20 protein-coding genes are annotated in these 24,304 nt (G+C 63.6%); 17 read left to right on the forward strand and 3 right to left on the reverse strand.

What is annotated here, in order from left to right:
* Window positions 1-69: 69 nt before the first annotated feature.
* Window positions 70-513 (reverse strand): YdeI/OmpD-associated family protein, encoded by a 444-nt coding sequence (locus MRBLMD1_RS11545; protein ID WP_364399574.1) that lies wholly within the window; start codon window positions 511-513, stop codon window positions 70-72.
* Between the two features lie 343 nt (window positions 514-856).
* On the opposite strand from MRBLMD1_RS11545, the gene MRBLMD1_RS11550 reads away from it, so the two are divergent.
* On the forward strand, window positions 857-2,833 hold the full coding sequence (locus tag MRBLMD1_RS11550; RefSeq protein ID WP_159636188.1) for an amino acid transporter: 1,977 nt from the start codon (window positions 857-859) through the stop codon (window positions 2,831-2,833).
* Between the two features lie 24 nt (window positions 2,834-2,857).
* Here the strand turns inward: MRBLMD1_RS11550 and MRBLMD1_RS11555 are convergent, their stop codons facing one another.
* Entirely contained in the window at window positions 2,858-3,634 is a 777-nt protein-coding gene (locus MRBLMD1_RS11555) for a helix-turn-helix transcriptional regulator (RefSeq protein ID WP_364399577.1), read from the reverse strand.
* Between the two features lie 231 nt (window positions 3,635-3,865).
* On the opposite strand from MRBLMD1_RS11555, the gene MRBLMD1_RS11560 reads away from it, so the two are divergent.
* The gene (locus tag MRBLMD1_RS11560; RefSeq protein ID WP_224025985.1) at window positions 3,866-4,189 is read left to right on the forward strand and encodes a hypothetical protein; all 324 of its coding nucleotides are present in this window, start codon (window positions 3,866-3,868) and stop codon (window positions 4,187-4,189) included.
* A gap of 81 nt (window positions 4,190-4,270) precedes the next feature.
* On the opposite strand, the gene MRBLMD1_RS11565 is transcribed toward MRBLMD1_RS11560, so the two are convergent.
* Window positions 4,271-5,833 (reverse strand): CehA/McbA family metallohydrolase, encoded by a 1,563-nt coding sequence (locus MRBLMD1_RS11565; RefSeq protein WP_364399580.1) that lies wholly within the window; start codon window positions 5,831-5,833, stop codon window positions 4,271-4,273.
* Between the two features lie 253 nt (window positions 5,834-6,086).
* Between MRBLMD1_RS11565 and MRBLMD1_RS11570 the strand changes: the two genes are divergently transcribed.
* The 15 genes from MRBLMD1_RS11570 (at window position 6,087) to MRBLMD1_RS11640 (ending at window position 24,304) form a co-directional block, all read left to right on the forward strand.
* Window positions 6,087-6,260 (forward strand): CsbD family protein, encoded by a 174-nt coding sequence (locus MRBLMD1_RS11570; protein ID WP_159633138.1) that lies wholly within the window; start codon window positions 6,087-6,089, stop codon window positions 6,258-6,260.
* 803 nt (window positions 6,261-7,063) lie between these two features.
* The gene (locus tag MRBLMD1_RS11575) at window positions 7,064-7,483 is read left to right on the forward strand and encodes a hypothetical protein (protein WP_364399583.1); all 420 of its coding nucleotides are present in this window, start codon (window positions 7,064-7,066) and stop codon (window positions 7,481-7,483) included.
* A gap of 209 nt (window positions 7,484-7,692) precedes the next feature.
* Window positions 7,693-8,961 (forward strand): alkaline phosphatase family protein, encoded by a 1,269-nt coding sequence (locus MRBLMD1_RS11580; protein WP_364399586.1) that lies wholly within the window; start codon window positions 7,693-7,695, stop codon window positions 8,959-8,961.
* A complete protein-coding gene (locus tag MRBLMD1_RS11585) occupies window positions 8,958-10,091 on the forward strand; it encodes an alkaline phosphatase family protein (protein WP_275180023.1) in 1,134 nt (377 codons plus the stop codon). Before MRBLMD1_RS11580 ends, MRBLMD1_RS11585 begins: the two co-directional genes overlap by 4 nt.
* Window positions 10,092-10,673: 582 nt before the next feature.
* Window positions 10,674-12,182, forward strand: a complete 1,509-nt coding sequence (locus tag MRBLMD1_RS11590; protein WP_364399589.1) for a glycoside hydrolase family 32 protein — start codon at window positions 10,674-10,676, stop codon at window positions 12,180-12,182.
* A complete protein-coding gene (locus MRBLMD1_RS11595) occupies window positions 12,182-13,180 on the forward strand; it encodes an aldo/keto reductase family protein (RefSeq protein WP_159633126.1) in 999 nt (332 codons plus the stop codon). Before MRBLMD1_RS11590 ends, MRBLMD1_RS11595 begins: the two co-directional genes overlap by 1 nt.
* Before the next feature lie 191 nt (window positions 13,181-13,371).
* On the forward strand, window positions 13,372-14,442 hold the full coding sequence (locus MRBLMD1_RS11600) for a LacI family DNA-binding transcriptional regulator (protein WP_159633123.1): 1,071 nt from the start codon (window positions 13,372-13,374) through the stop codon (window positions 14,440-14,442).
* A gap of 77 nt (window positions 14,443-14,519) precedes the next feature.
* Window positions 14,520-16,193, forward strand: coding sequence for an ABC transporter substrate-binding protein (locus MRBLMD1_RS11605; protein WP_364399593.1), 1,674 nt, complete (start codon window positions 14,520-14,522; stop codon window positions 16,191-16,193).
* Window positions 16,194-16,287: 94 nt separating this feature from the next.
* The gene (locus MRBLMD1_RS11610) at window positions 16,288-17,265 is read left to right on the forward strand and encodes an ABC transporter permease (protein WP_224025977.1); all 978 of its coding nucleotides are present in this window, start codon (window positions 16,288-16,290) and stop codon (window positions 17,263-17,265) included.
* Between the two features lie 32 nt (window positions 17,266-17,297).
* Entirely contained in the window at window positions 17,298-18,224 is a 927-nt protein-coding gene (locus MRBLMD1_RS11615) for an ABC transporter permease (RefSeq protein WP_364399596.1), read from the forward strand.
* On the forward strand, window positions 18,221-19,168 hold the full coding sequence (locus tag MRBLMD1_RS11620) for an ABC transporter ATP-binding protein (protein WP_364399599.1): 948 nt from the start codon (window positions 18,221-18,223) through the stop codon (window positions 19,166-19,168). Before MRBLMD1_RS11615 ends, MRBLMD1_RS11620 begins: the two co-directional genes overlap by 4 nt.
* A complete protein-coding gene (locus MRBLMD1_RS11625) occupies window positions 19,165-20,235 on the forward strand; it encodes an ABC transporter ATP-binding protein (protein WP_364399602.1) in 1,071 nt (356 codons plus the stop codon). Before MRBLMD1_RS11620 ends, MRBLMD1_RS11625 begins: the two co-directional genes overlap by 4 nt.
* A 320-nt stretch (window positions 20,236-20,555) precedes the next feature.
* Window positions 20,556-21,980 (forward strand): glycoside hydrolase family 32 protein, encoded by a 1,425-nt coding sequence (locus tag MRBLMD1_RS11630; protein ID WP_364399605.1) that lies wholly within the window; start codon window positions 20,556-20,558, stop codon window positions 21,978-21,980.
* 91 nt (window positions 21,981-22,071) lie between these two features.
* Window positions 22,072-23,076, forward strand: coding sequence for a PfkB family carbohydrate kinase (locus MRBLMD1_RS11635; protein ID WP_364399608.1), 1,005 nt, complete (start codon window positions 22,072-22,074; stop codon window positions 23,074-23,076).
* A 172-nt stretch (window positions 23,077-23,248) separates the two neighbouring features.
* On the forward strand, window positions 23,249-24,304 hold the full coding sequence (locus MRBLMD1_RS11640) for a LacI family DNA-binding transcriptional regulator (protein WP_364399611.1): 1,056 nt from the start codon (window positions 23,249-23,251) through the stop codon (window positions 24,302-24,304).

Below are 24,304 nucleotides of genomic sequence, written 5' to 3' on the forward strand. Positions count from 1 at the left end.
ATTCCCAGTAAGACCCGCCGGCGCTGGAAGTTCGTCTCACTGCATTTAACGGCGTCGGACCTTATGGTCCTACTTCCTGCCGGCCTTCAGGTCGCTTAAAACCTTCGCGATCCGGCGTGACCGCGTCTCTGCGGTCTTGGACCCGGCAATCGGTTCCACATAGCGGCGCTGGATGCTGTAGCTCAGGGTCTGGTAGAAAGCTTTCGCCTCGGGGTCGGCATCCAAGGCGGCAGCAAGGTCTGGCGGAACGTCGACGCTCCGCGGCTGGGTGTCCAGCTCCAGGTCCACCTCCACGACGTCCCCGGCAGAGGTACCGGTAAGCTCCCGGTTGGCGGCGCTGAGCCCGATCATGTTGAGCCCGCCCATCACGGCGACGGTACTGCGGTAACTCTTTCCGTTTACAGTCACGACCACGGGCGGCCGCTTTCCTGCATCAAGCGCCCGAACAATGTCCTCGGGAACCTCGATGCCCACCTTGTTGCCGCTCCCCCGGAGGGTAGTGCTGAATTTCATCTCCAAAGTATGCACCCTCCCAGAAGCCCTTGCCTCACCTGCCTGAGCAGCGGAAACTTGAGGTACCGGGCTATGCAGTCAGCTGATCGGCAGTCATTAAGAGCCAGACCCCCATGAGTACCAGCATTGACCTTCAGCTCCCGCACTTGCTGGCGCCGGTGGAGCCGCGCCCGGCTTCCGGCCCTGCCCTCCGCCAGCCCCAAGACAACATGCCTCTCTTTATTGTCTGGAACTCCTGACCCCCGGGTAAGAGCAGCTTAGGTCCGGCGATCCGGACCAGTACTGCCCGGTTTCATGGGCTCCGCTTCGGGCCCGTGGTTCCAGACCCCAACGGAAGAACCCGATGACAACCCCTTCTGACCACGTCGTCCCCGCGCATGTTGACCTCAAGCAGGAACCTGGCCCGGACCGCAGTCCCCTGGTGCGCTGGCTGCTCGCCAACCAGGTGGCTCCCACCGGCCCGGAGGCCGAGGAGGACCACAAGCCCAACGCCTGGTGGAAGGTCATGTGCCTGACCGGCGTCGACTATTTCTCCACACTGTCCTATCTGCCAGGCATCGCGGCCCTGGCCGCCGGGGCGCTGTCGCCGCTGGCCACCCTGCTGATCGTGGCCCTGACACTGCTGGGTATGCTGCCCATGTACCGCAGGGTCGCCCAGGAAAGCCCGCACGGTCAAGGATCCGTGGCCATGCTGGAGAAGCTGTTGCCATTCTGGCGCGGCAAGTTCTTCGTCCTGCTGCTCCTGGGCTTTGTGGCAACCTCGTGGATCATCACCATTACGCTCTCGGGCGCCGACGCCTCAGTCCACCTGCTGGAAAACCCGTTGATGCCCGAAGCCCTCAAGGGCGGAGCAGTGATCATCACGGTGGTCCTGCTGCTGATTTTGGGTGGAGTGTTCCTGCTGGGATTCAATGAAGCCGTCGGGGTCGCCATCCCGCTGGTTGCCATCTACCTGCTGCTCAACGCCGCCGTCGTGGTGGCCGGATTCATCCACCTCGCGGCCGACCCGTCCCTGGTGGCGGGCTGGACCGACCGGCTGCTCTCCAGTGGCGGCGGACCGATGGGGCTGGTCAGCCCGGCCATCATCGCCTTCCCGTTGCTGGTCCTGGGCCTGTCAGGGTTCGAAACCGGGGTGTCCATGATGCCGCTGATCAAGGCCTCCGGAAGCACGCCGGACGACGTCATGGCTTCCCGGGTCAGGAATACCCGCAAGCTGCTCACCACCGCTGCACTGATCATGAGCGTCTACCTCATGTCCACCAGCTTCCTGACCACCGTCATGATCCCGCCCAGCGAGTTCCAGGACGGCGGCCAAGCCAATGGACGGGCCCTGGCGTTCCTGGCCCACGAACTCTTCGGCGCCGGATTCGGCACCGTCTATGACATCTCCAGCGCCTTGATCCTCTGGTTCGCCGGCGCGTCTGCAATGGCCGGGCTCATCAACATCGTCCCCCGCTACCTGCCCGCCTATGGCATGGCGCCCGAGTGGGGCCGCGCTGTCAGGCCTGTTGTGCTGGTCTACACCGTGGTGAGCATCGGCATCACGATAGCTTTCAAGGCGGACGTGAACGCCCAGGCCGGCGCCTACGCCACAGGGATCCTGGCCATGATGGTCTCGGGGGCGGTCGCCGTCACCGTCTCGGCCATCCGGCGCCGCAGCCGGGCCAGCGCCGTGGGCTTCACTCTACTGACCCTGATCCTGCTGTACGCCTTGGCCGACAACGTCATCGAAAAGCCGGACGGCCTCCTTATCTCCGCGTTCTTCATCGGCGGCATCATCGCCGTCTCCCTCGTGTCCCGCGTTACCCGGACCACCGAACTGCGGGTCGACACCATCGAATTCGACCAACCCGCCCGCCAGTTCATTACCGATTCCATCGCGTACGACCGGGAACTCCACATCATCGCGAACAAACGCCAGACCGGGGACGGGACGGAGTACGCGGAGAAGGAGTTCGAGCAGCGCGGGCTGAACCCCGTCCCCGGCCCCGCCGACGTCATCTTCCTGGAAGTTGAGATATCCGACCCCTCGGAATTCAGCCACACGCTGCGGGTCGAGGGCATCGAGGTTGACGGCTACCGGGTCCTCCGCGTGAAGTCCCCCGCCGTGCCGAACGCCATCGCAGCAGTCCTGCTGGCCCTCCGGGACTCGACCGGGGTCATGCCGCAGTGCTACTTCGAATGGTCTGAGGGCAGCCCGGTCAACCACCTCATGCGCTACCTGTTCCTTGGCCAGGGCGATACGCCTCCGCTGGTGCGGGAAATCCTCCGCGAGACGGAACCTGACAAGGCGGCCAGGCCCGGCATCCATGTGGGTTGACCGGTGCAACGGGGGATGGGCGGCTCACGCCGGAACGCTGAAGTTACCGGTACCCGGGGCACGGCTGGGAGCCGCTGTAAACAGCCTGACGGCGTCCACGCGGTTGGTGCACCTGAGCTTCGAGTAGGAGTGTTCCAGGTGTTTGGATACCGTCCGCGGGCTGATTCCCAGAAGGTGGCCGACAGCTGTGCTTTTGAGGCCTTGCGCCACCAGCGCCAGGATTTCTGCCTCGCGGTCTGTCAGACCGAACCCGTCGGCAGGCCACGGATTGTTCGTTGCAGTAGGCGGCGGCTGTGAATAGGCCGTGTCGAGGAGGCACAGCATTGGCTGGATTTCCCTGGCAAGGACCATTTCCCTGTCGCTGAAATCATGATTCCAGCGGTTCATGACCCAACTGTGCAATATTCCGGGGCCTGCCTGTGCCGTCCGTAGCGACAATTGACGGTTAATCCGCATCTCCCGGAAGCCTTCACGATAAAGCCTCGATTCGTGGAACTCCCGGTCGGAAACAATGTCGCTGAGGCGCCGCGGGCGCCACACGCCGGCCATGGAGTCGCCTAAGGCGCTTGTGACGAGCGGATGGTCGTTTCGGAATTCAAGCAGTTTTCGGGCAAGATCACCGAACGGGTGGTTTCCGGGGCGGGCGTAGACCTCCGCCCGGACCTGCTGCATATCCAGCTCATTCCATGCCAGCCCATCGCAGGGGAAAAGCTTCGACAGGAGCTCGCTGGCCGCTTTCAGATAGGTCCCGCGGTCCGGCAGCCGGACGAGCTCGCCGGCAAGGTCACCAACAGCATCCATTGTTCTGCCCACCAAAAACGAATGGTTCGTTTTCCAAGGCTAGGGGCCGGAATTCAGCAGATTCAAGGGTTTGCCAGTTGTAGGGGCTACCCCATTTGGTCCGCACCCGCTATGCGCAGAATTGCGTATGTAAGCCGCATGCAAGGGGTTCTATATTCGCCTTGCCGGACGTGGCAGGCCATCCACCCGCGCGTCTGCAAGAAACGGACCCGACCCAAGAAGGAGAAGATCATGGCAGTCGCAATCATCATGGAGTTCGACGGGTCGACGCTTGAACAATATGACGAGATCAACAAGAAAATGGGCTTGACCCCAGGCGGTCCCGGTCCCGCAGGTTCGATATCCCACTGGGCCACGGCTACGGATAAAGGATTCCAAGTCACCGACGTCTGGGAGAGCCGTGAGCAGTTCGACACCTTCGCCCAGGAAAAGATCGGACCTCTCAGCATGGAATTGGGCTTTGCGGCACCCCCGAAACTGACTTTCCATGAGGTGCACAATTACCTTACGTCCAATACCGACAGCCTCAGGACGTCGGTCCCGGCGCAGCAGTGACGGAGCCCAACAGCTGAAGAAGGTCCCGGGGCCGGTCCCTCGCAGGAGCCGGCCCCTGGGCCTTTTTCCGTCAATCGACCCCTATTTGGCGCCGAGGAAGATCGGGTTGGTCAATGCGGCCATTGGACCCAGCAGCAGCGTCGTCCCCATATTGGTCCCGTTGCTCGCCGTGCCGTCGGCCATGGGATGGCGCACCTCGGCCCGCACGTAGGCGGAGAGCTGGGCGGTGGTGATCCAGGTGTGGGTGCCCTGGCCGGAGGCCGGGAGCGTCACCTGCTGGGTCTGCCCTTCATCAGTGATGATCCGGATGACACCGTTGGGGACACCACTGACGTCGATGCTGACTGTCACCGGGGCATCGGCTTTGACGTCGAGCCGCTCCCCCACTCCTGCCTTCCGGCCGGCTGCGGACACGGTGAAGTCCAGGGAGATGCCGGCGGACTCGGCAATCCAGCTGCGGCCGTTGCGGATGCCGTCCAGGATGGCGTCGTGGGAAAGCGCTGCGGCGTTAACGACGTTATGCGGCAGGCCGATGACCTGCGGCTCGCTGTGTGCGTCGCTGTTGCCCATCGCAGGGACCCAGCGGCCGCCGGTGCGCACCGAACTGGCGAGCATGGAGTCCCACGTGTTGATGGCGTACTCATCGTCCGCGGTCCATGGACCGGTCCAGACTTCAACCGCGTCCGCATCGTCGTAGCCGAATTTCCAGCGGCATGCGACATAGGGGCAGTACGGGTGGGCGGGGACGACCAGGCCACCGGAGGCGTGGATGTGCTGGGCCTCCTGCTCGAAGCCCTTGTCGCGGGCGCGGTAGCGCCAGTCGATCCAGTCTCCCGGCTCGATCCCAAGGGCGAGGTAGTGACCGTTGCGGGTGGTAACTTCCTCACCGGTGAGGATGAGCAGGTCGTCGCCGGCCAGCGGACCCCATACGCCGTGGGAGGCGGGAGTGTTGTGGTCGGTGCTGATCATGAAGTCGAGTTTCGCTGCCCTCGCGCCGGCGGCCACCTCTGCCGGCGTGCGCTTGCCATCCGAGTAAATGGTGTGCAGATGGGCGTCACCGCGGTACCAGGCGGGGCCACGGCCCTTGGCCTGCTTGGGCGGGTACTGGGGACGGAACGGGGTAGCGTCGGGCCCGTACTCAAGGGTGACATTGACGGTGTAGTCCATGCCCTGTTCGGCCACCTGATAAGGGCCCAGGGCAATATTCCAGGTGCCTTTGCCCACCGGTCCGGGCAGGTAGCCAGGGGTTGCTTCAGCGGCGCTGATGAAGAATTCGGTGCGGAAGCCGCCGGACCAGCCGCGGAAACCCTTCCCGGCAAGATCGGTGCCCTTCTCGTCGAAGACGCCGATGTCGCAGGCGTTGGACAACAGTCCGGGGGTAACTGTGGGTTTGCTGTAGCTGTAGGACACGCTGATCTTGTTAACGCCGGCGGGGACCTCGACCGGCAGGTACACAAAGTCCGCGGCACCGGGATCCAAGTGGCCGGTGATGGTCTTGGTCCTGCTGCTGCCCGAGTCGGCAGCGGCAAAGGACATCGGGGCCAGGGTCACGGCAGCACCGGCCAGTGCGGCGGCAAGGAATCCACGGCGGGAGGGGGACAGGAAAACACTTTCAGCCTCGTGGGCTTTACATGGTGAACTCACCGCCCGAGTCTCACGATGCGGACCGAACGGGAAGCGACGTGATGGCAAACACCATCTGAACCACGATGATTAATTGGGAGCCGCATAGCAGTTACCGGCCCTCGAATGGGACCTGGCCTGCAGCCGCTTTCGCCAGCCGGGGGCATCCGGGAAGCGGGCAAAGCAGCGACAACACTTGAAATTGGGAACCTAAGCATGCTTACTATGGATGCAGCCGAATGCGAACGGCTGCCACACCACAGGAGGTAAGACCATGGGACTGGGTGACAAGATCGATAATGCTGCCGAGAAGGCAGGCGGCAAGGCCAAGGAAGCTGCAGGCGCAGCCAGCGGCGATGAGAGCCTGCGGGCCGAAGGCCAGGCAGACCAGGCCAAGGGTGACTTGAAGCAGGCCGGGGAAAAGGTCAAGGATGCTTTCAAGCACTGACCGGATCAAGGGAAAGGCGCGCTCAGCGAACGGGGCGCGCCTTTTTTGTGTCCATCGCCGGGACGCCAACCACCGGTGCCTGCCCGCGCAAATCCCGGCGCCAATCATGCGGAGTTTCGCCCGGATGTCCCGGCCGCGTGGTCCTATGCTCTGGCTATGCACCCCTTAGTGTCGATAGGCCTGGTGTTCCTCACCGGATTTGCCTGGATGGGTACCGTAGTGATCTTGCTGGTGTCTTTGGCGAAGGCCCGACGGCGGTCGCGAACCCGGGCAGGCAATGGCGTTGGGGGTCCGGAAGCCCAAAAAGCTGAGGCGGCGGCAGCGCGGACCTCACGCGCCGCCCTTTAATCAGGACGATGACCAGCCAGCGGGCCACCCGGACTAATCACCGGAGCTCCACAGTTGCATCAATCTCCAGTGCCGTTCAATGGCTGATCCCGGAGCCACTCGTCCGGGTCAGGTCAGTACTGGCCAACAGTTGAGCCTGCCCGCGTAGGATTGCCGGAAGATCAACACACTGGGGGACGCGTGGTTCTTTGCCGAAGGCAGGCATCTGGACGGTACGGGAGCTCGGCCGCCTCGCACAAGGCTGGCTTCCTCTTCCGGCGGCCGGGGCCGGTCCTCACTGGGGCTCCGAAGTGAATGACGGCCAGCAGCAGCCAGCCCACCCTCCCCAGCCGCGCCATTCTCCGCGGGTCCAGTATCAGCACCAGCCGTACGGATACCCGCAGCCAGGCTGGCCGGGGCCTCCGCCGAAAAAGAAAAGCCGGCTTGGATGGATCCTCGGCGGTATCGCGCTGGCAGTGGCCCTGCTGTGCATTCTCGTCTTCGCGGGATGCTCGGCGCTGGCCCAGGAGATCAACGGTGGCGGCGGCTCCCAGGAGGAGAAGGCGAGTGCCATGAGGGCCCGCGCGGACAACCTACCGGAGAATGATTGGGTGGAGGTCTCCCGCCACGACCCCAAGGTTGATCCCGGGTGTCTCTCCATCGACACATCCTGTTTGCGGCTGAGCGCACGGTGGACCGTGGCCCACAAGGTCAGCCTTGAATCTGCGGCAAGCAGGTTCGGCATGACGTCCGGAACGGGCGGCCCCGCCCTGGGACGGTACGTGGGTTGCATCAGGACCGGAACTGGTGGAACAAGCCGGGAATCACTGTGCATCGAGGAGTCTCCCGAAGGCTCAGATTCCTACGAAATCACCATTCAGATGGAGCGTAACTGAGGACTGGCTCCAGGGACGGACCAGTCCGCTCCCGCAGAACCTCCAGTGAACTTTCCATGAACAGCCCCGGTTCGGAGCCAAGACCGTGACAAGCCGTGATCTACTGGTGAGCGCAAAATCTTACCGACCAGTAACTTCAGGTCCGGCGACCGGCCCAAGGCGGGGGGCGTGCCCGCGTCGCCGTCCTCCTCACCTGCAAGGAACCAGACGTGAACCTCTCCAGACGCCACTTCCTTGGCGCCGCAGGAACCGCTGCCGCGACCACCTTGGCCGCCGGCAGCGCCTTCCGGCCGGCCGCCGCCGCACCGTCCACGCTTCCGACGCCCGGCGACTCGGGCATCGAGCACATCGTCGTCGTGATGATGGAAAACCGCTCCTTCGACCACTTCCTGGGCTGGCTGCCCGGTGCTGACGGCACGCAGTCCGGCCTCAGCTACACCGACCGCTACGGCGTCCCCCACTCCACCTACCACCTGACCGACTTCCAGGGCTGCGGCCATCCGGACCCGGACCACTCCTACGAGGGCGGCCGGATCCAGTACAACGGCGGCAGAAACGACGGTTGGCTGCGGGCGGGTGAGAACGACGAGTTCGCCGTGGGTTACTACAGCGCGCCGGACCTTGACTTCTGGCGCCAGGCCGGACCGGACTGGACTGTCTGCGACCGATACTTCGCCGCTACCATGGCCGAAACGTACCCGAACCGCTTCTACCAACACGCTGCGGCCACGGACAGGATCCACAACTCCTCCACCACCTCCACCCTTCCCACCATCTGGGACCGGCTGGCCGCGGCAGGTGTTTCAGGCAAGTACTACTACGGCGACATCCCATTCACGGCACTGTGGGGAACCAAGTACCAGGGCATCTCCCGCCCGTACGCGGAGTTCCTTGCGGACTGCTCGGCGGGCGCTCTACCTTCCGTCTCTTTTGTTGACCCGCGCTTCACGGACGAAGGCTCAGGAACCTCCGGCGACGACCATCCGCACGCGGACATCCGCTCCGGCGAAACGTTCCTCGCCGAGGTCTACAACGCGGTCACGTCCGGCCCAGGCTGGGCGAACACCATGCTGGTGGTCAATTACGACGAATGGGGCGGTTTCTATGACCACGTTCCCCCGGCGACGGCACCGGACACCAGCCCGGAAACAGCGTTGCGCGGATTCCGTGTTCCCTCCTTGGTGGTCTCACCCCGCGCACGCCGCCGATACGTTGCGCACGACGTCTACGACCACACCTCGGTCCTGAAGGCCATCGAGTGGCGCTGGAACCTGCCTCCCCTGACGCCCCGGGACCAGGCCGCACGCAATATTGCCGAGGTCCTGGACTTCGGAACGCCCGCAAACCTTGCCGCCCCCACGTATCTGGTCCCGCCCTTTGTGGCCGGCCCTGCCTGCACCCCGGTGGGCCCGCCTCCGGCCGAGGAATGGTCCGGCCTGAAAGAAAAAGCACTTGCTGACGGATGGAAGCTCCCGTGAAAATCAAACTCCGCCCCGCCCTGGCCGCCATGGCCGTGCTTGCCGCCGCCCTCGCCGGAACTGCGGCCACCCTCAACCCCGCCGCCGCCATCAGCGCCCCCACTGCGTCGACACCAAGCCAGGGCTACCTGCCAGGAGCCAACCACGTCTTCGTGATCAACCTCGAAAACAAGGGCTACGACGAAACGTGGGGCCCGGCGTCGGCCGCTCCCTACCTCTCCCAGACCCTGCGCAGCCAGGGCGTCCTGCTGAACCAGTACTACGGCACAGCGCACAACTCCCAGCCCAACTATGTTGCCCAGATTTCCGGGCAGGGCCCCAACGCCCAGATGCAGGCCGACTGCCAGACCTACACGCCGTTCGTGGGCGCCGGCACCGCGAGCCCCGGCCAGGCCGTCGGTGACGGGTGCGTCTTCCCCACTGGCGTTCCCACCGTCGCCGGTCAGCTGAAAGCGGCCGGCAAAACCTGGAAGGGCTACATGGAGGACATGGGCTCTCCCTGCCGGCACCCTGCCCTGGGCGCCGTCGATGATACGCAGAAGGCGCGGGTGGGCGACCAGTATGCGGCGCGGCACAACCCGTTCGTGTACTTCGCGGGGATCACCGGATCGCCCGACTGCGCCGCGAACGACGTCGACCTGACCGCCTTAGCAACCGACCTCGCCTCCGCTGCCACCACGCCCAACCTGTCGATGATCACCCCCAACCTGTGCCACGACGGGCACGATTCCCCCTGCGTTGACGGACATCCGGGCGGGCTTGCGAGCGCCGACGAATGGCTCAAGCAGTGGGTTCCGGCCATCACGTCCTCCCCCGCGTTCAAGCAGGACGGCGTCCTGGTCATTACCTTCGACGAGTCCGACGGGCCGCAGTCGGACGCGAGCGCCTGCTGCGGGGAAGGTCCCGGACCGAACGCTGCGCTGCCCGGCATCACAGGGATGGGCGGCGGCAGGGTGGGAGCCCTGGTGCTGTCTCCGTTCACCAAGGGCGGGACATGGTCCACCACCCCCTACAACCACTACAGCCTGCTGGCCAGCATCGAGGACACATTCGGCCTGCCGTACCTGGGGTACGCCGGAACGCCCGGACTCAACCGGTTCGGACTTGACGTCTACAACGCAAAGGTCTGACGCGCTCAGGGCTCTGGCCGCCGACCCGGATAGCAGCATCGCCGGGCGGGCTCCACACCCTGGCGCTCTTTGACAGCCGAGGGGTAACGCGGGTAACGTGGATCACATCAAAGTAACGCGCGTTACCTAAAGGTGTTGGCCACAAGCCCTCCCGGGAGAGGGCGCGTTTTCTCAAGAAGTACAGGTGACGGTTCAATGGCGGCGGCGGGAAATGCGGCGTCGTCGAAGGACGCCGTTTAGCCACCTCCGGAGATATGACGGTGAGCGCCTTCCAGAACGTGGCACCTGGTGGACGCCGCCCTGACAGCAGGACAGTCGACCACTGCCGGCCAGCAGTTGGTCGACTGTCCGCCGCTAAAACGCTCTTCAGTCTGACCGCGAAATCAACGTCGAAGAGCACATCCCCCACCCACCCTTCACCTTGCTGATGAAGACAGGAAAGAGATATTCCATCATGACACAAAACCCGATTCTTCAGGCCGGCCCAGGCGCCGCCTGCCCGGGTCAGGGCAGCATCTTCATGCCAACCCACGGCCTCTCCATGGCACTGCGGACCGCGCACACGGCCATCAAACGAGAACAATGAACAGCGTCACCCCGACCCTCGACACCTACCGGCCGGCCATCCACTACGCTGCCAGGAACACATGGCTTAACGATCCCAACGGACTGGTCTTCCACGAGGGCGTCTACCATCTCTATTACCAGAACAACCCCTACGGAAACGTTCACAGCAACATGTCGTGGGGCCATGCCACCTCAGCAGACCTGGTCAGCTGGGAGGAACAACCGGTAGCAATCCCCTGCGATGAAACCGAGGAAATCTTCTCAGGCAGCGTCGTGGTGGACACCGGCAACACCAGTGGATTCGGCGCAGACGGAAAAGCCCCCTTGGTGGCCATCTACACGAGTGCATACAAACCGGGTTCCCCCCATCAGGGCACCCAGGCCCAGTCCATCGCATGGAGCACTGACGGCGGCTACGCCTGGACGAAGTATGCCGGCAACCCGGTCCTCACCAGGAACTCACCGGAATTCCGGGACCCAAAAGTCTTCCGCTATGACGGCCCGGGCGGCAGCTACTGGGTCATGGTGGCCGTCGAAGCACATGACTTCACTGTCCTGCTTTACCGCTCGGAAGACCTCAAGAACTGGGAATACCTCAGCACCTTCGGCCCTGCAAACGGCACCGGCGGGATCTGGGAGTGCCCGGACCTCTTCGAGCTGCCGCTGAACGGTGACACCTCGGTCAGGAAATGGGTCCTGACGGTGAACATGAACCCCGGAGGCCCGAACGGCGGGTCGGCAGGCCAGTATTTTGTGGGAGAGTTCGACGGCGCCACGTTCCGCTCCGAGACAAGCCTCACCGAGGGTTTGCAGGATCCGGAGCGCGTACCCGACTACCAGTGGCTTGACTGGGGCCGGGACTACTATGCAGCCGTCTCGTTCAGCAACGTTCCAAAAAACCGGCGGTTGATGATCGGCTGGATGAACAACTGGCAGTATGCCAACCACATTCCCACCGCTCCCTGGCGCAGTCCCATGAGCCTGGTCAGGGACATTTCCCTTGTTTCCGTGAACGGTCAACCCAGGCTCGTTCAGCAACCCGCGCCGGAAGTAAAAGCAACGTCGGAGTCCGGCCCCTTGCAGTGGCTAACCATAAACGGCCAGGCAGCAGTCGAGGGCGGCGCAGCAGTACAGGCCATTGACATCATCTTTACGCCGGGCGGTGCCGAGGAGTTCGGCCTTGTTGTCAGGGGTTCAGCCGACGGCACGGCCGGGACGCGGATCGGGATCCGGCCCCGCAGCGGAGAACTCATCGTGGACCGTACCCGCTCCGGGGACACCGGCTTTCACGAAGCTTTCCCCTCCACCAGCCTCGCTCCGATTGCCGCCCGGCAGGACGGCAGTTACGCGCTCCAGATCTTCGTTGACCACTGCTCCGTGGAAATTTTCGCCAACTATGGGCTCGCCACCGTGACTGAACTGATCTTCCCTGACCGTGCCCAGACATCCCTCACCCTGTACTCCACTGGGGGCACAGCCGACGCTGCGCTCCAACTCATCGATTTAGGAAAGGAAAAAGCCTGATGGAACACCGCAAGCTGGGATCCTCCGGCCTATACATCAGCGAAATCGCGTACGGAAACTGGTTCACACACGGTGAGCAGATTGACCAGGATGCAGCGACGCAGTGCGTCAAGCAAGCACTGGATTTGGGCATCACCACCTTCGACACCGCCGATGCCTATGCCGGAACCCGGGCCGAGCAAGCGTTGGGCGAGGCGCTCAAAGGGACCCGCCGTGAAAGCGTCGAGATCTTCACCAAGGCCTACTTCCCAACGGGGGACGGCCGGAACGACCGCGGCCTGTCACGAAAACACCTCATGGAGTCCATCAACTCATCGCTGCGCCGTCTCCAAACCGACTACGTCGACCTCTACCAGGCCCACAGATACGACTACGAGACCCCGCTGGAAGAGACCATGCAGGCCTTTGCCGATATCGTCCGGGCCGGGAAAGCGCACTATATCGGGGTCTCAGAGTGGACGACGGACGAGCTACGGTCGGGCGCCGCCCTGGCCAACGAACTTGGCATCCAGCTCATCTCCAACCAGCCGCAGTATTCCATGCTCTGGCGCGTCATCGAACAGGAAATCGTTCCACTGAGCGAGGAGCTGGGCATAAGCCAGATCTGTTGGTCTCCGCTCGCCCAGGGAGTCCTCACCGGCAAGTACGCTCCCGGCGCCGCGGCCCCACAGGGTTCCCGCTTCCGCGCCGACAACGGCGGCCTGAAAAACGACCACCGCTTTCTCAGCGAGGACATCCTCACCCGTGTCCAGCAACTGAAACCCCTGGCCGAAGAGACCGGACTGTCGATGGCAGCCTTCGCTGTCGCATGGGTACTGCAGAACCCCAACGTCTCGGCAGCCATCGTGGGAGCATCCCGGCCCGGGCAACTCGTCGACAACGTCCAGGCTGCAGGAGTCAAGCTTGACCCGGAACTTCTCGTGAGAATCGATGAGATCCTCGGCCCGGTGGTCGAAAGAGACCCGGGGAAGGTCGAGTCCTTCAAGAACCGTCCCTAACCGCCACACGTCCCGGCCGGAAAACGGCTGGGGATGTCCGCGCCCACCAGCGGCTATTGACACCCCTTAGTAACGCGGGTAACTTTGACCACACGCGCAAGGTAACGCGAGTTACTTGCAACCGGGCTGGACAGTTGTCCTCCCGGCAGAACTGGCACTACCCGGCTCAATGAAGACCACTGGAGCATTCAATGGCGAAAAACGCCTCCTCAAGCAAACCCGTTGCTGCACGGCAGCGTGGTGTCACCATGAGTGACGTCGCCAAGCATGCCGGAGTCTCACGGACGGCTGTCTCATTCGTGCTGAGCAACCGCGAAAACGCCAGCATCTCGGAAGAGACGCGGACCCGGATCGCCGACGCCGTCCAGGCCTTGGGCTACCGTCCAAATGCCGGGGCCAGGGCGTTGGCATCCCAGCGCAGCGACTGGTATGGGATTGTCACCGAGATCGTGACCGCACCCTTCGCAGTGGACATCATCAAAGGCGCCCAGGACCAGGCCTGGATCGACCATCGATTCCTGCTTATTGCCCCGTCGGACCAGGGCGATACGGCCGGCCCCAACCAAGGAATGGAGGAGGCTGCCGTTGAGAAGTTGCTGGAGCAGCGGGTGGAAGGCCTGCTGTACGCGGCAACGCACCACCGCGGTGTACATGTGCCCCCAAGCGCGCACGAAGTGCCCACGGTGCTCGTCAACTGTTTCGACCTGGACGGAAAGCTGCCCTCGATCGTCCCCGACGAAAGGGCCGGCGGACGGGTGGCCATCGAACGCCTCCTCCAGGCCGGCCACACCAGGATCGGTGTGATCAACCTGGACCCGGGCATCCCTGCAGCTGTCGGGCGTCTGCAGGGGGTCCGGGAATCCCTGGCCGACGCAGGCCTTGAGCTCGATCCGGAGCTGGTGGTGGCCGGGTATGCAACGGCAGATGGCGGCTATGACGCTGCCTGCCAAATCCTTGACCGGTACCCGGCCAAGGAGAGGCCAACCGCACTTTTTTGCCTCAATGACCGCATGGCCATGGGCGCTTACGACGCCATCAAGGAACGTGGCCTGGCCATCCCCGGTGACATCGCCGTGATCGGCTTCGACAACCAGGAACTCATCGCAGCCTACCTCAGGCCCAAGCTGACCACGGTTGCGTTGCCGTTCGAAAAGATGGGCGCTCTGGGAGTCCAGACGCTTGCCGCCCTTACAGCAGGACAGCCGATCACTGCCGGCCAGCAGTTGGTCGACTGTCCGCTGCTAGAACGCTCTTCGGTCTGACCGCGAAATCAACGTCGAAGAGCACATCCCCACCCACCCTTCACCTTGCTGATGAAGACAGGAAGAGATAAACCATCATGACACAAACCAGGTTCTTTACGTCTGCCCGCATTGCCGCGGCCGGACTGGCCGTAGGCGCGATGCTGCTGACCGGCTGCGCCGCCACCGGCAACAAGCCCGGCGGCACCGACGCCGCGGCCAACGCGAGCGCGTTCCTCACCATTCCCCGTGAAGACATGGGCACGTTCGTGCAGAACTTCAACCCGTTCGCACCCACCGTCAACCCCATGGTCCAGCAGTCCATTTACGAGTCCCTCCTGGTCTTCAACCCGGCCCAGGGGAACACCGTGCCGTGGCTCGCCACCGACTGGAAGGCCGCGGACGACGGCAAGTCCATCACCTTCACCTTGCGCGATGGTGTGAAGTGGTCCGACGGGCAGCCGCTTGTTGCCGACGACGTGGCCTACACGTTCGAGCTTCAGAAGAAGCTGAAGGGCGGCTACGAGTACCTCGACGGCGTGAGCGCAGAAGGCAACAAGGTCACGTTCAACTTCAACAAGCCCTGGTCCCCCGCACTCTACGACGTCGGCCAACTCAGCATCCTGCCCAAACACATCTGGTCCGCACTGGCCGATCCGGAGAAGGACGCCAACGCCAAACCGGTAGGCACCGGACCATACACCGAGGTGGACAACTTCCAGGCCCAATCCTTCGTGCTGAAGAAGAACCCCAACTACTGGCAGCCGGACAAGCAGAAGATCGCCGGCATCAAGATGCTCGCTTTCGCCGGGAACGACGGCGCCAACCTCGCCGCCGCAAACGGCGACGTTGACTGGGCGCCCCAGTACATCCCGAACATCGAAAAGACCTTCGTCTCAAAGGACAAGGACAACCGGCACTACTGGTTCCCGCCGACCGGTGCCATGATCAACTGGCAGCTCAACACCGCCAAAGCGCCCTTCAACGATGTTGACGTCCGTAAGGCGCTAAGCATGGCCGTGGACCGGGACCAGGTCACCAAGATCGGTATGAGCGGCTACGCCCAGCCGGCCGACTGCACCGGGCTCTCCGGCAACTACGGGACCTGGAAGAACACCCAGGTCAAGGACAACTGCACCTGGACCAACCACGACGTCCAGAAAGCCAATGAGCTGCTGGACAAGGCGGGCTACGCCAAGGGCGCCGACGGCAAGCGCACGCTCAAGGACGGCAAGCCGTTCGAGTTCAAGATCTCCGTGGGTTCAAGCTCGTCCGACTGGCTCTCGGTTGCCAACGTGATCTCCCAGAACCTGGCAGAAGTCGGTGTGACCGCGAAAGTGGACTCCCCGGACTGGGCCGCTGTTGTGTCAGGCTACGAAACCGGTGACTTTGACTCCGGCATCGTCTGGAGCGCCAACGACCCCAGCCCGTACAAGTACTTCAACACCTCCATGGGCTCCTCCACGGTGAAGCCGGTGGGTACCAAGACGTTCGACAACTACCACCGTTTCGGCGACCCCAAAGCCGATGCCCTGCTGACGGAGTTCGCTACCGCCACGGACCAGTCCAAGCAGAAGGATATTGCCAACAAGCTGCAGGAAGAGTACAACGACGCCGCACCGCTGGTGCCGCTCTTCTCCGGCCCGGAGTGGGGTGCCTACAACGACACCCGCTTCATTGGCTGGCCCACCCAGGACAATCCCTACGCCACCCTCTCGGTTCGCGCACCCACCACGGTTCTGGTGCTGACCAGCCTGGAACCGCGCAAGTAAGGGCCTGGCCGCCCACCGCGCGACACCGCTGGCCGCCGGACTATCCGGCGGCCAGCCCCCCACACTTTCACCACTCCCGAATTGGAGGGAAACCGTGCGCTTCATCCTGCGCCGCCTGGGTTTCTACCTGATCGCCTTCTGGGCATCCATCACCCTGAATTTCCTGCTCCCCCGCTTCATGCCCGGGGACCCCGTCTCCCGAATGTTCGCCCGCTCCCAGGACCGAATGCAGCCCGAACAGATTGAGGCCCTGCGCAAGTTGCTCGGCGTCGACGACCGGCCCATCTGGGAACAGTACGCCGGCTACCTCCAGAACATCCTCACCGGGCAGATGGGGGTATCGATTTCACGGTTCCCCACACCGGTCACGGAGGTCATCTCGTCCCAGATCGGCTGGACCCTGCTGCTCGGCGGGACCGCCCTGGTGATTGCCGCCGTCGTCGGTAACCTGCTGGGCATCCTGGCAGCGTGGCGCCGCGGCGGCGCGGTCGATTCAGCCCTGCCTCCCGTGCTGGTCTTCATCGGTTCGTTTCCATACTTCTGGCTCGCGATGGGCGCGCTGTACCTGTTCGGCGTGGTGTTGGGCTGGTTCCCGATCCGGCACGCGTTCACGGACGGCCTGGAGCCGGCGTTCACCACCGAGTTCCTCGGAGACGTCGCCGCCCACCTCGTACTGCCGGCGCTGACCATCGTGCTGGTCTCCATCGGTGGCTGGATGCTTGGCATGCGGAACACCATGATCGCCACCAACTCCGAGGACTACATCACCATGGCCGAAGCAAAGGGCCTCCGCCCGGCCCGCATCATGCTCCGGTACGCCGCCCGGAACGCGATGCTTCCGTCCGTCACCAGCTTCGGCATGGGCCTGGGCTTCGTCGTGGGCGGGGCCCTTCTCACCGAGGTGGTGTTCGCCTACCCCGGCGTCGGCTACCAACTCCTCAACGCCGTCCAGGGCCTTGACTACCCACTCATGCAGGGCCTGTTCCTGACCATCACCGCCGCCGTGCTGCTGGCGAACTTCCTGGTGGACATCCTCTACGTCCGCCTCGACCCCCGCGTGCGCAGCAACTGAGCACTGCGTACCCCGTAACCAAGGGACCGACCATGACCAGCGTTATCCTCCAGCAGCCAACCGAAGCAAAAGCTGCCCGCAAAACCAACCGCGGCTTCATCCACGGACTCACCACCAACAAGAAGGCCATGACCGGCATGGCCATCATGCTCGTCTTCATCGTCCTGGCGCTGGCCGCGCCCATGCTGTTCCCAGGCGACCCCTCCCGGATCACCGGCATGGCCTCACTGGAACCGGACGGCGAGCACTGGCTCGGAACCACTGCCAAGGGCCAGGACGTGCTCGCCCTGACCGTCCACGGCGCCCGGAGTTCCCTGTTCGTGGGCCTTACCGTCGGGTTTGCGTCAACCTTCGTCGGTATCCTCGTCGGGCTGGCATCGGCCTATATCGGGAAATTCGTCGATGAAACACTGTCGCTGCTGACCAACGTCTTCCTCCTCCTTCCCGGCCTGCCGCTGCTCGTCATCCTGGCCGCCTTCCTGCCCCCGGGACTGGGCACCGTGATCCTGGTACTCACCGTCACCGGATGGGCCGGCTCGGCTCGCGTTCTCCGGTCACAGGCCCTGTCCATCCGTTCCAAGGACTTCGTAGCTGCCGCCGTCGTGTCCGGTGAGCGCGCTGGCCGCATCATGTTCCGCGAAATCCTGCCGAACATGGCATCAATCGTGATGGGGACACTCCTTGCCTGCGTCATCTACGGCATCGGGGCCCAGGCCGGCCTCGAATTCCTTGGCCTGGGGGACGTCAGCACCGTCTCGTGGGGAAACAACCTCTTCTGGGCCGGAAACGAAGGCGCCCTGCTCACCGGAAGCTGGTGGGTCTTCGTCCCCTCCGGCCTCTGCATCGCCCTGGTGGCATTCGCCCTGGCACTCATCAACTACGCAGTCGACGAAGTAACCAACCCGCGGCTGCGGAAGATCCGCAAACCCGCACCCACCGAAAGGAGCGCGGCACAGTGACCGTCTCCCAGACCTCCTTCGGCTCCCACGAACCAGTCCTCGACGTCAAGAACCTCACCGTCAAGTACATCGGAGACACCCGCTCGACCACGGCCGTGGACAACGTCTCCTTCAGCATCGGCGCCGGTGAGGTGTTCGGGCTGGCCGGCGAATCGGGTTGTGGAAAGTCGACCATCGCCAACTCAATCATGCGGCTGCTCAAGGACCCGGCGAAGATCGCTGCCGGCAGCATCTCCTTCGGAGGCAGGAACGTGCTGGCGATGAGCCAGGACGAGTTGCGCCGTTTTCGCTGGCAGGACGTTGCCATGGTGTTCCAGTCAGCCATGAATTCGCTGAACCCGGTGCTGACCATCGGGGAGCAGATGGCCGACATTTTCACCACGCACGCCGGTTACTCGCGCCAGGAATCCCTTCGACGCGCAGCACAGCTGCTGGAGCTGGTGAGAATCGATCCGGGCCGCCTCAAGTCGTATCCGCATCAACTCAGCGGCGGGATGCGGCAACGCGCCGTTATCGCCATGGCCGTCGCCCTGAAGCCGTCACTTCTGATTCTGGACGAGCCAACCACCGCGCTGGATGTGGTGGTGCAACAGGAGATCATGGCGCAGATCAAGGACCTCCAGCGCGAACTGGGCTTCTCCGTCCTGTTCATCACCCACGACATGTCCCTGATGGTGGAACTCTCCCACCGCATGGCCGTCATGTACGGCGGCCGCATCGTGGAGACCGCCAAAGCCCAGGACATCTACACCACACCCGGCCACCCCTACACCCAGGCCCTCATGGGCGCTTTCCCGCCGCTCACGGGCCCGCGGGTCCCGCTCAAGGGCCTGCCCGAAGGCGTGAAGTTCCAGAACATCCCGGACCTTACCGAAATTGCGCCGGGCCACTTCGTGGCACCGTTTGACGCCGAAGCCGCCGTCTTTGAAGGAGCAGCACAATGAGCCACACCGTCCACTCCCCAACACGGCCGGATGTTTCCACCCGGACCCCGGCCCTGGAGGTGCGCGGACTGGGAAAGTCATTCCACACCGGCGGCCTGTTCTCCAGCCAGACCGTCCGGGCACTGCACCATGTAGACCTCACCATCGGCCGCGGAGAAATCGTGGCACTCGTCGGGGAATCAGGTTCCGGCAAAAGCACCCTGGCCCGCTGTGTCGCGAGGCTTGAGAAACCCAGCGAAGGCGCCATACTGCTCGACGGCGTCGACGTCCTCAAACGCGACCGCTTCCAGGCCTCACGCACGTTCCGCTCCCGGCTTCAGATGGTCTTCCAGGACCCCTTCGGCTCCCTCAACCCCGTACACCGGGTCGAGCACTTCCTGCGACGGTCACTCGTGATTCACGGCAAAGGCGGCTCCGGCCGGCGCGGAACCGAAGAGCAGACCCGGCATCGTCTCGAGGAGCTCATGACCACCGTCGGGCTGCAGGCTGACATGCTCAACTCCTACCCCCACGAACTCTCAGGCGGGCAACGTCAACGGGTCGCCATCGCACGCGCGCTCGCCGTCGAACCTCAAGTCATCCTGGCCGACGAACCAACGTCCATGCTGGACGTCTCAGTTCGCATCGGCGTGCTGAACCTGATGCGGAAACTACGCGATGAACAGGGCATCTCCATGCTCTACATCACCCACGACCTCGCCTCAGCCCGGTACCTCGCGGACCGGACGGCTGTCATGTTCGCCGGCGAAATCGTGGAAGAGGGCGAATCCCTGGACCTGCTGGCCAACCCGGCCCACCCCTACACCCAATTGCTGGTCTCGGCTGTTCCGGATCCCGCCCGTGCCGGCTCCTACGACCCCGTTCAGCGCGCCCGGCTCCGGCAGGCTGTCATGGCTTCCACCACCTGCCCCTTCGAAGGCGATCCGGGTCAGCGCTGCTCAGCCGGGGAACCCGTCCGGCACCAGGTGGGCGATCCGCTGGACCGCCACTGGGTCCGCTGCCACCTCTACCGGCCAGGCGCCGGCGGCGGCCACGCACTTTCAACGGAACCGCAGCCTGCAACCTGAAATTCCTGTTTCACAAACGGGCTACCCGTCCCGTCTGTCCTGGCAGGTGCACGGTACATCGAATACGACAGCAGCACCGCCCTGCGCTGCCCGAAAACATCAATATCCATGCTGTAGCAGCACCGAAGCTGTCTACCGAAAGGGAACCCATGCAAAATTTACCCCCTGTCTCCCGGCGCGCTCTCCTCACCGGAAGTGGAGCGGTTGCCTTCACAGGATCGCTCGCACTCTCCGCCTCCCTGGCCCAGCCGGCAGGAGCAGCACCACCAGAGACCCCAAGCGCCACTCCGGCCAAGCCGCCCTTTGAAGGACCAACCCGCATGCGCCCGACTTATCACTTCAGCGTCCCCGACAACTGGAAAAACGACCCTCAGCGGCCCATCTACATCGATGGCGAATACCACTACTACTACCTCTACAACGGCGATTACCTGCAGGGTGGTGGAGGCACATCGTGGCGCCGCGCGACCACCACCGACCACGTCTCCTTCCGCGACCGCGGCGTCGCCATTCCAAAGTTCAGCAACGACAACGGCGACTGCTGGTCAGGATGCCTTGTCATCGACGAACGAAACACTGCCGGATACGGCGAGAACGCCGTGATTGCCCTCGTAACGCAGGCGCCCCAAGGCCGCCAGGCCCAATACCTCTGGTACTCCACGGACCGTGGGCGCTCGTTCCAGCCCGGTGACCCGGCCCCGGTCCTGCCCAACCCCGGAGTACAGGACTTCCGCGACCCGAAAGTGATCTGGGACGCCGACCGGGGTCAGTGGTTCATGGTCAACGCCGAAGGGCAGAAGCTCGGCTTCTACACATCCCCGAACCTGCGCTCCTGGCAGCGGGTCGGCGAGTTCATCCGCACTGATCTGGGGCTGCTTGAGTGCCCCGACCTTTTTCAAATGACCGCCGACGACGGTACTTCGCACTGGGTCCTCGGCACCAGCGCCAACGGCAAAGGCCGCGGCCTGCCCGCAACCTACGCATACTGGATTGGGTCATTCAACGGCACCACCTTTGTTCCCGACCAGGCCGAGCCGGAATGGCTGGACTACGGCTATGACTTCTACGGAGCAGTCACCTACCCCCACCACGACACCTCCGGAGCAGAGGATGCCACCCTGCGCCGGGCGCTCGGATGGGCGAACTTCTGGGACTACCCCCACAACACCCCGACCCTGGCGACTGACGCGTACAACGGCGACGACATGATCGTGCGCGATGTCCGGCTGAAGAAGGAAGGCACCAGCTACCACCTCGTCTCAGCCCCGACAGCCGGCCTGAGCGACCACGTTAAGCAAAGCCACCGCCTTGGTGACGTCACTGTCACCGGCACCCGGGACCTCGATATCAACTCACTGGCCTATGACCTGAACTGTGAGCTGAGGTGGGATCCGGCCAGGCCGCCCGCCAACGTTGGTCTTGAGATCTGCCGTGCAGCCGGCGGGGGCCGGCACGTCGCGGCCGGCGCATTCCTCCGCGGCCCCTTCGTGTACGTCAACCGGCGACCCACCATCAACCCAACGGGCGGGGAAAGCCAGACGCCCATCGACCCCTCGGCAGGGCGCCTAACGCTCCGCATCCTCGTTGACCGGACAAGCGTCGAACTGTTCGTAGGAGACGGACGGGTAGTGCACTCACACCGGGTGTTCCCCCTTGACGGGGACAATGGCATCCGTCTTTACGCACACGAGGGAACTGCCACCTTCGGCAACCTCACGATCAACGAAATCAGCGCGCTGTCATAACCCAACGCAAAACGCTACGGACAGGCCATTCTGCCATCGGCCGCCGAATGGCCTGCCCGCTCCCCTACCATCACCTGCCGGAGAGAAGATCATGGCAAACCCCAAAACAACTCCCCATGACGTCCAACGCTTCCTGGACGTCCTGGTTGTCGGCGAAGCACTCGTCGACGTGGTCACCACTCCGGACGGCCAGGTTGAGCATCCCGGTGGATCGCCGGCCAACGTCGCCTACGGCCTAGGGCTTTTGGGCGTCGCCACCGGGCTGCTGACGGCCATCGCCCCGGATGCACGCGGCACACTGATAGAAGAGCACCTACGCCGGGCAGGAGTAACTCTCCTGCCGGAATCAAAGCTTCTCGCGCACACGGCAACGGCCGCAGCAATCCTTGGGCCTGACGGCTCCGCGGAGTACGACTTCGACATCCACTGGGAACTGCCACCAGCAACGCCTGCCTACTTGCCGGGAATCCTCCACACGGGTTCCATAGCCACCTTCCTGGACCCGGGGGCGGGCGTGGTCAAAGCCCTGATGGAACAAGCCCACGCACAGTGCACCGTGACCTACGATCCGAACATCCGTCCCTCGTTGCTGGGCAGCCATGCAGAAGCGAAAGGGATTTTCGAAGAACTCGTATCCCTGACCGACGTCGTGAAACTCAGCGACGAAGACGCCCACTGGCTCTATCCCAACAAGACTCTTGAGGAAATTGCCGACCATATCCTCCGGCTCGGCACCGGCCTGGTGGTCATAACAAAAGGGGCCGAAGGGTCCCAATTCACCTCCACTGCCGCAGGCGTCACAATCCCTGCGGTGAGGACCTCGGTCGTGGACACCATTGGTGCCGGGGACTCCTACATGGCCGCGCTCATCCTTGGTCTCCTCACCCGCGGAACTGAAGGCTTCGCCCCTGCTGTCCTGGAGCAGCTGGGACGCACTGCAGCCACAGCGGCGGCCATCACCGTTCAGCGGGCCGGAGCCAACCCGCCGACTTTGGACGAACTGAAAGGTGCAGTCGAAGCACCTGACTCCGCAACATCGAGACCCGCAACAGAACAAACCCACGGGAGCACTCCTGTAGTGGCGTCTTTGCCCTGACATGCTTCGACCCGGAAGGTGAAGAGGGTCTCGAGTGCACCGACGCCGGCGTGCCGGGACCCAGCGTCACTCACCTCATTGAAATCCGCACAACGTCGGACTATAACGAATGGGTCACGAAGAGTCGCCTTATCATTGACAGCGCTGTCAGTAAGCGAGTTAGATCACACACATGAATGACAGCGCTGTCGGAGCATCCCCGAAAGAAGCATCGAAACAGGCGTTGCCCCGACTTGCGGACGTCGCAGCTCATGCCGGGGTTTCCGCCAAGACGGTGTCCCGCGTCGTCAACAACGAAGCCAATGTGCGGCCCCAGGTCCGCGCCCAGGTCCTGCGTTCGGTGGCGGCCTTGGGTTATCGCCCGAACGCAGCTGCCCGTGCCCTGGTTACGCAACGGACCCATCAGATCGGGCTGATCGCAACCGCAAGCTCTCTTTACGGGCCCACCGCGGGATTGTTCAGCCTGGAACAGGCTGCCTGGAAGGCCGGCTACGGCCTGACACTCACCACGGTCAGGGAGGCGTCCGAGGCGCAACTTGAAGAAGCCATTCATTATCTGATGGTGCGTGGCGTTGAGGGAGTGATTGTTTCCGGTGTGGCGGGAGCCCTCCATCTCGAAGCGTCCGCCCTGACTGACATGCCCCTGGTCACCACCAGCCCCATAACGACCGAGTCAGCTAAGTACGTGCTGGTCGACTCGGATCAGATGGCAGGCACGAGGACTGCCGTCCGGCATCTTTACAACTCCGGGCATCGTCGGATTGCGCACCTTGCCGGACCGCTTAGTTGGGACTCAGCAGCCCAGCGCCGCGACGGATGGCTGCAGGAAGTGGAGGACCTGGGACTGGACCCCGGCCCCCTTCTTGAAGGCGATTGGTCACCCAAGTCCGGATACGAAGCGGCGCTGACCCTCGATCGGGCGGCCGCGACTGCCATCGTTGTCGCCAACGATCACATGGCGATGGGCGCCATCCGCGCCTTCACCGAGCAGGGCATGCGCATCCCGAATGACATATCAGTGATCGGCTTCGACGACGTTCCCGAAGCCGCCTACCAAATGGTTCCCCTCACGACGGTTCGCCAAAACTTTTCCTCCGTCGCAGAACGTTCCGTCCGCGAACTTATTCATCTTATTGAGGGACGCGAGGCGGAAAACACCAGCATTCACCTTCCCACCGAACTGATCGTGCGGGCATCCACCGCACCCTACTTCGGCAGTCTGGCCTGA

Origin of the sequence: Pseudarthrobacter sp. LMD1-1-1.1 (genome assembly GCF_040676255.1) — a bacterium.
Taxonomy (GTDB): domain Bacteria; phylum Actinomycetota; class Actinomycetes; order Actinomycetales; family Micrococcaceae; genus Arthrobacter.